The 6,000-nt window shown below is 38.1% G+C and carries 9 protein-coding genes and 1 tRNA gene; 4 read left to right on the top strand and 6 right to left on the bottom strand.

The features are described from left to right. Nucleotides 1-225: HNH endonuclease signature motif containing protein (locus V4596_14570; protein ID MES2770363.1), on the top strand; the 225-nt coding region annotated here is incomplete at its 5' end. Nucleotides 226-333: 108 nt separating this feature from the next. Here the strand turns inward: V4596_14570 and V4596_14565 are convergent. Then, nucleotides 334-756: a helix-turn-helix domain-containing protein gene (locus V4596_14565; protein MES2770362.1), complete on the bottom strand. Its 423-nt coding sequence runs from the start codon at nt 754-756 to the stop codon at nt 334-336. Between the two features lie 367 nt (nt 757-1,123). On the opposite strand from V4596_14565, the gene V4596_14560 reads away from it, so the two are divergent. Beyond that, nucleotides 1,124-1,714, top strand: coding sequence for a hypothetical protein (locus V4596_14560; GenBank protein MES2770361.1), 591 nt, complete (start codon nt 1,124-1,126; stop codon nt 1,712-1,714). Between the two features lie 133 nt (nt 1,715-1,847). Here the strand turns inward: V4596_14560 and V4596_14555 are convergent, their stop codons facing one another. Both V4596_14555 and V4596_14550 read right to left on the bottom strand, forming a co-directional pair. Beyond that, nucleotides 1,848-2,276 (bottom strand): hypothetical protein, encoded by a 429-nt coding sequence (locus V4596_14555; GenBank protein ID MES2770360.1) that lies wholly within the window; start codon nt 2,274-2,276, stop codon nt 1,848-1,850. Nucleotides 2,277-2,456: 180 nt separating this feature from the next. Next, a complete protein-coding gene (locus V4596_14550; protein MES2770359.1) occupies nt 2,457-2,828 on the bottom strand; it encodes a CrcB family protein in 372 nt (123 codons plus the stop codon). 96 nt (nt 2,829-2,924) lie between these two features. Here V4596_14550 and V4596_14545 point away from each other — a divergent pair. Beyond that, nucleotides 2,925-3,001, top strand: a tRNA-Arg gene (locus tag V4596_14545). 123 nt (nt 3,002-3,124) lie between these two features. On the opposite strand, the gene V4596_14540 is transcribed toward V4596_14545, so the two are convergent. Both V4596_14540 and V4596_14535 read right to left on the bottom strand, forming a co-directional pair. After that, nucleotides 3,125-3,313 carry a hypothetical protein gene (locus tag V4596_14540; GenBank protein ID MES2770358.1) on the bottom strand — a complete coding sequence of 63 codons (189 nt, stop codon included), beginning with the start codon at nt 3,311-3,313 and terminating at the stop codon, nt 3,125-3,127. A gap of 199 nt (nt 3,314-3,512) precedes the next feature. Beyond that, entirely contained in the window at nt 3,513-3,872 is a 360-nt protein-coding gene (locus tag V4596_14535) for a hypothetical protein (protein ID MES2770357.1), read from the bottom strand. A 291-nt stretch (nt 3,873-4,163) separates the two neighbouring features. On the opposite strand from V4596_14535, the gene V4596_14530 reads away from it, so the two are divergent. Continuing rightward, nucleotides 4,164-4,769: a hypothetical protein gene (locus V4596_14530; protein ID MES2770356.1), complete on the top strand. Its 606-nt coding sequence runs from the start codon at nt 4,164-4,166 to the stop codon at nt 4,767-4,769. Between the two features lie 62 nt (nt 4,770-4,831). Here the strand turns inward: V4596_14530 and V4596_14525 are convergent, their stop codons facing one another. Further along, nucleotides 4,832-5,845 (bottom strand): hypothetical protein, encoded by a 1,014-nt coding sequence (locus V4596_14525; protein ID MES2770355.1) that lies wholly within the window; start codon nt 5,843-5,845, stop codon nt 4,832-4,834. Nucleotides 5,846-6,000 lie beyond the last annotated feature (155 nt).

Genomic DNA, 6,000 nt, shown 5'->3' with positions numbered 1-6,000 from the left:
ATCCCCTCCACGATAAAGCAAGTAGTCTACAAGAGAGACAAAGGCCAGTGCACTCACCAGAATTGCAACTCAAACAAGTTCCTCGAATACGATCACATCATCCCAATCGCCATGGGTGGTAAAACCACAATCCAAAACCTACGGTTACTATGCAGAACCCACAACCAAAGAGCGGCCATCGAAAAGTTCGGATTCCAAAAGATGCAGCCATATCTCAATTTATAAATATTATTTTGATGCTTTGCTAAGCAAAAGACTATTTTAATACATAAATAAAAAAGGAGCGAACGTTCGCTCCTTTTTTACACCTTCAGAGGTCAATTTCGAAAAATATTAAGCAGCTTTTGCTGTTCTTTTTCTAGCAAGTTGTGGATCAATATTGTACTGCTTTACTTTTCTATAAAGAGTTGCTCTACCAATTCCTAAAGCTTTTGCCGCTTCAGTTAAATTTCCTTTGTATTCAAAAATCGCGTTCTTAATAGCCATGCTTTCAAGATCGTTGATTGTTGATACAGATTTTGAATCGTGACTTGCACCATTTGTGTGCGCACCAGGAAACGGAAGAACCGTTGCACCCTGTGATTCAGTTTGTACTTGAGTTGTTAATTGTGATCTGAATGTCTTATCTTCTAAATGAAGATTCCATTGTTGGTGCGAATACACCTTTACAGAAACATCAGAATTTGAAGCCAATTGATTTCCCTTTTGGATCACATTTGGATCTTCGCTGATAACGATAACTAGTGAACGTGCCATTTATATCCCCCTAAAGTTTAGAGCCTTATTCCAAGGCTAAGCAGGAAGCTTCTCCGTCTAAAGAGTCGCTACATGATACATATCGGCGGTTCAGTTTGAGAAAATGAGACATTTTTGCCTATCCCAAGATCTAGAAATGACTCATTTTTTCCCTATTGTTACGGTATTTTAGTCTGGCTTCGAGAGTTAAAAGCTGTACAAACGTTGTAAGGAAATCAAAAAAAGCAAACACGGTCTGTAAATTGCTCTTATATCTTTAGATATTATTTATGTTTGATATAGGAGTTCTAATGAAGAATCTAGTAACTATTTTTGTCTTATTGTCTGCTATTTTCTCATTAACCGCGATACTAAAGGATTCTTATTCATGAAAATTACTTTTTTCTTTTTTATGTATGTATTTATGTTTTCTAGTAGTTTATTGGCTGGAGGATCTTGCCATGCTTTATTTGAGAAAATAAGTACTAGTAGAGTTTCCACTAAAGGTACAGCTTTCATTTATGAGCAACATCATCGTGAAGAACTTGTCGATCTGATTAGTATGATTGCCACTTCTGGATCTCCTGCCAAGGCAAGAGAAAACATAGAAAATGGCCTTATAACTATGGTCTCAGAGAGCGGCTTCAATCTGAAGAAGCTAGAAATTAACGACATATCAAGAGTTGAGCATTCTAAAATGTTTTCTCCAGATTCAATGGAACTTCGAAGTAAGTTATTTTTTTTAAAACCATATTTAGAATTGTTGATTTATCAACTTAACAACGAGGTATCAAAAGTGCCTTCTTGGGATTTATTTCAGAAAAGAAACCTAGAAAAGCGCCGAAATCGCCTTGTCCAAGCAATTCAAGAAAATATTGACCCAACATGGGATATCTCAAGATTACAAACTTTAGATTCTGAGGTTCTGCAAATTGAGCAAACTTCAAGGCGCCTTCTTCTTCTTCCGCCTCAAAGTTGATTATAAATCACTTGTTCAGTAACCAAATTTTGTTAAAGGCAGCGCCGGTCAAATGATCGGCGTTTTTATTTTAAGGCAAAAAAAAGACCAACCTGGAGGTTAGTCTTTTTTATTTCAATCTAGGCAGATAAGATTATCTACGGCCAGATCTAATCTTCAACTGCATTCTCGTAATCAGAGATACAGCCATTCTCTCGTGCATTTCACACATTTTTAATTCGTCCATTTTGTACGATTTTTGCGATGGAGTGAGCGTGTCCATCTCAAGTTCCATTTCGTAATCCATCTTAGAAGCTCTTACGCCTTCTAATTCTTTAGTTTGTTGCTTGAAAAGTTTTTTAACGCCAGAAAGAGGAGCTACTTCTAGCCATTCTTGTTTAGCTTTATACCAGTTTACCATTCTTAAGAAACGAGCTTTGTTTTTGGCAAGAGTGAATTTTGGATACTCATCTTCGCTCATAGAAAGGATATTGTCGTCTTCCCATTTCCATTTTTTATTATTTGCAAGATCCTGCATTGAACCCATTGAAGAAAGCATTTCGTTATCCATAATATCAATCACCTTTTACCTCCAGAATACCCTAGCTGAGAGAGCCAACTTTGAGCTTTATCACCGCCATCACACCTATGCCGGTTTCCACATTTATAAGATACGCTAATACATATCATAAGAATCCCAATTTTTAAATAGCCTAACCGTAATAAATCGAGATTTTTATTTTTAGATTTCGCCTTATAGTTTCTAGGATTTCACAGAAATGAAGTAGCCGAGCATACAGCCACCTATTGCCAGCAGATTTGTGATGATGAAATACAGAAAAGCCCTTTTAAATTCGCCCATTTGCGCCAGTTTAAAGAAATCTAAAGCAAACCCAGAAAAGGTCGTTAAACCACCGATTATCCCCGTCATAATTAACATTTTTATAGGTTCCGTAAGGAATTTGGCCTCCGAGTTATAAACAAACCCAATGAAAAAACTCCCTGTCAAATTCACAAGCAGAGTTCCAAGGTAGAATTGGTTACCAAAGCTAGTGATTGTAAGCATACGTAAAAGCGAGCCAACGCCTCCGCCAACGAATACAGATAATAAAATAGTGGTATTGATTGCCCTCATGCATATAAGCGTAAGGGCGAAGAAATCTCAAGGCAATGGGATTTTAATATAGTTGAATATTTTGGGGGTATGATCTAGTTTTTATGGATCAACTAGGCGCTCGTAGCTCAATTGGATAGAGTATCGGACTTCGAATCCGAGTGTTGGGAGTTCAAGTCTCTCCGAGCGCGCCATTCTTGCTTGATTGACCAAACAATTTAGCAACAATTTCAAAATGATATAATTTCTTTTTTCGTCAATCGTTGCACGCGGTTGTCGGCATATATTCCCCTGCGCTTTGTTATTTTTGGATTAATTTATAGTTTGGGATTTTTTCTACCGATAGCTTCATCTGCAACGACATAAGTCTTGCGAAAAAGGGGGATTTTTATGCCAAAGGTTTTATTTTTACTCGCGACGACACTGATGCTTGGTTTTGCCAATATTGCTAACGCTTGCGTTGAAGGACACTCATTTCCAATCACAACGGATATTCCGTATACCATAAGTTGTGGCGGTAAGAGTACCAGTGGCAACATGACAGCAGTTACCACCATGGAGTGCAGAGCATCTGTAGACTTTGATGGAGGTGTAACATACCGTTATGAGAATGCAGGAACCCAATACTTTTATAGTGATGTGCAGTTTGTATGTGATTAGATTTTTTGCAGCCGTGTTAAAACGGCTGCTTTCTTACTTTTTTCTTTACTCGCACTCATCATTAGCTGGAATACCGCTGCCGCCACGTTCACAGATGAGAATTGATTTTGATGGACTATCATTTTCTTCTGTCGTGTATTCAACTTCTTCTACGGTAACTTTATTCTCATAAGAAATGACCTCAGTCCTGTGATTTTTTAACCAGCACTTTTCTTGTTCATCTTTTACAGTTGAGAGGACGGTAACTTTAACAGATTCAGATCCAATTTCACCAATCCCCTCAATAGAAAGAAGGCTACCGAGCATTGTTACAGTTCCATCAGAGCTAGAGCAAGAATCCCATTGAGTCGAAGCAAGGGCTGCATTGGCAACGAACATAAAAACAAAAGCTAAAAGATATTTCATAAAATCCCCTTGGTTTTAAATTGAATGCGATAATTGCCCGCCGGCTCCTTTAATTGAATTAGATACTCTAAAATTGCAAAAAAGATGGCATCCGATTGATAAGCTAAAGCGTAATCTTTCCAATAGGTATCCCAATCCTAATCAGGATTATTAAGGGGAAATATTCTACCTCAAGAGTCAGTCTTCCCCCAATAATAGCTCTTAAGCCGTTTATTTCTATCCTATGCGGGTATTTTCTTTGCACAACATAAGAGAAACAACAATTTCCCTTAACCGGAGAATGGAGAAATTATGCAAAAATCTATTTTAAAATCTAACGTTCCTCTGCTGCTGGCTTTCTTAGCACTACTTCTTATATTCAGTGTAGATTCTAAGGCCGCGACTGACTCAGAAGCGACAACTACTCAATCTACATTTCCAAAAGTACAAGCCGCTGATGAATCACAATTTAAACCTCATCTCGGAGTTCAAGCAGGTTATGCGGAACCTGGCGATAATCATGATGGAGCCGCACAATATGGTGTTGAATTTGGTTACCAACCTATTATTCCGATTGGCGTAGCACTTGAGGCGTCCACCTTCCTTACAGATCGTGACAATGAAGATAATCTACGCAGAACAACTTTGATTGGTAAAGCTACATATAATTTTGGTGGAAATACTCCGGTCATCAAGCATTCATTTGTCGGGTTAGGCATTGGCGGAGTTCTTGATACCGAAGGTGAAGACGAAACTAATTTGGGAGTTAAATATTTAGCCGGAGTGGATTTCCCACTCACTGGGTCAGGGATGGTTCGTAGCAAAAGCTTTACGCTAGGAGCAACGGCAAGTTATTTAACGGTTGTGAATGCTCAAGATACCTTTGCTCTTAATGGACAATTAAAATACTGGTTCTAAAATAATATTAAAATCGAAAATGCAAGAAGGCTGCGCTCGCAGCCTTCTTTTTTTATTGGCTCTTAATTAAAAATTTGTTTGCAACTGCGATTTACGATCGCTGCTTTTTGTTCTTCAGTGAGCCAGTCTGTAAAGAATGATCTTTCCATGATGGGTGTGAATGTCGCTTTTGATTTCACGGCGCCTCCTGCTCCTCCTCTTAACATTTTGGCGTATTCAGATAACATCTCTTTGATTTCTGCATCTGTAAGATCTTGTCTGCTGAGAGCACCGATTCTTAAAAATGTACGCGCTAATTCTGCCTCTACTCTTGCCTCTTCTGCCGCTGTAAGACCATTTGCCAATCCACGAACCGCTGATGTGATACAATTGTTACTCACGAGGTTGTAGTTTTCGCTCATGCCGATTTTACTCTGTGTATTGACCGTATCCCAGAATGATCTTACAACTTTTGGCTTGTTGAAAGGAACATCAAATACCGTTGTTTTTCTTCCTTCCACAATCACTGGCCCAATAAGTCTTTCCGGAATAGAGGTCATTCTATAGGCCATCCCAAATTTATTTTCGATTCCACCTTTTGCCAGCGGAGTTGTATCACCAACGATTTTTACCGCTTCTGCGGTCAAAAGAATATGTTGGAGTAGTATGGGCCTTGAAAGCCTAATCAACGAAAAATCTTTTTCGCTTTCACCATCCCGAATTTCATAAATTAATTCTAAAGGCATTTTTTTATTAAAAGTATAAACTAGGTCCGCATGGCCCCCCATCATATTCGTGAATTTTTCATAAATGAAATTCACAGCTGTCGGGGCATCCAACCGAACTCTTGCCACATAACGTTTTCCATTGTGTGACACATTGGCAATATACCCATAGGATTTGCTTAAAGGTTCTGGAAGAATATTATTTGCATCACTTAAAAGTACGTAAGTGCGAAGCTTTGATGTATTTAAAATTTGACCTTGAAAAGGTCCACCAGGCATCAGAACCTTTTGGTATAAGTCTGCCTCTTGGGCTTGAACTGAGAAAACAAAGAATAAGCATAAAATCGATATTAAAATTTTAAATTTAGTCATAGATAATTGAATAGCAAAAGATGTACCCCATTGATACCTATATATGAGTTTACACAGTTACACGGTGTAAAAATTCCCTCTCCTAAAACCATAATTGTCACTCAGTGACGCTGAGGCAATACGACTGAGCTTTTATTTTAAACAAATTTAATTAA

It is taken from the genome of Bdellovibrionota bacterium (assembly GCA_040386775.1).
Classification (GTDB): Bacteria; Bdellovibrionota; Bdellovibrionia; order Bdellovibrionales; family JAEYZS01; genus JAEYZS01.
Note: the sequence above shows the minus strand (reverse complement) of the source record. Positions and strands in the feature narration are given on the sequence as shown.

Excerpts from the sequence above, each read along its gene's own strand:
- V4596_14525 (MES2770355.1), bottom strand. The coding sequence starts at position 5,845 with ATGACTAAATTTAAAATTTTAATATCGATTTTATGCTTATTCTTTGTT.
- V4596_14560 (MES2770361.1), top strand. The coding sequence starts at position 1,124 with ATGAAAATTACTTTTTTCTTTTTTATGTATGTATTTATGTTTTCTAGT.
- V4596_14565 (MES2770362.1), bottom strand. The coding sequence starts at position 756 with ATGGCACGTTCACTAGTTATCGTTATCAGCGAAGATCCAAATGTGATC.
- V4596_14550 (MES2770359.1), bottom strand. The coding sequence starts at position 2,828 with ATGAGGGCAATCAATACCACTATTTTATTATCTGTATTCGTTGGCGGA.
- V4596_14535 (MES2770357.1), bottom strand. The coding sequence starts at position 3,872 with ATGAAATATCTTTTAGCTTTTGTTTTTATGTTCGTTGCCAATGCAGCC.
- V4596_14530 (MES2770356.1), top strand. The coding sequence starts at position 4,164 with ATGCAAAAATCTATTTTAAAATCTAACGTTCCTCTGCTGCTGGCTTTC.
- V4596_14540 (MES2770358.1), bottom strand. The coding sequence starts at position 3,313 with ATGGTATACGGAATATCCGTTGTGATTGGAAATGAGTGTCCTTCAACG.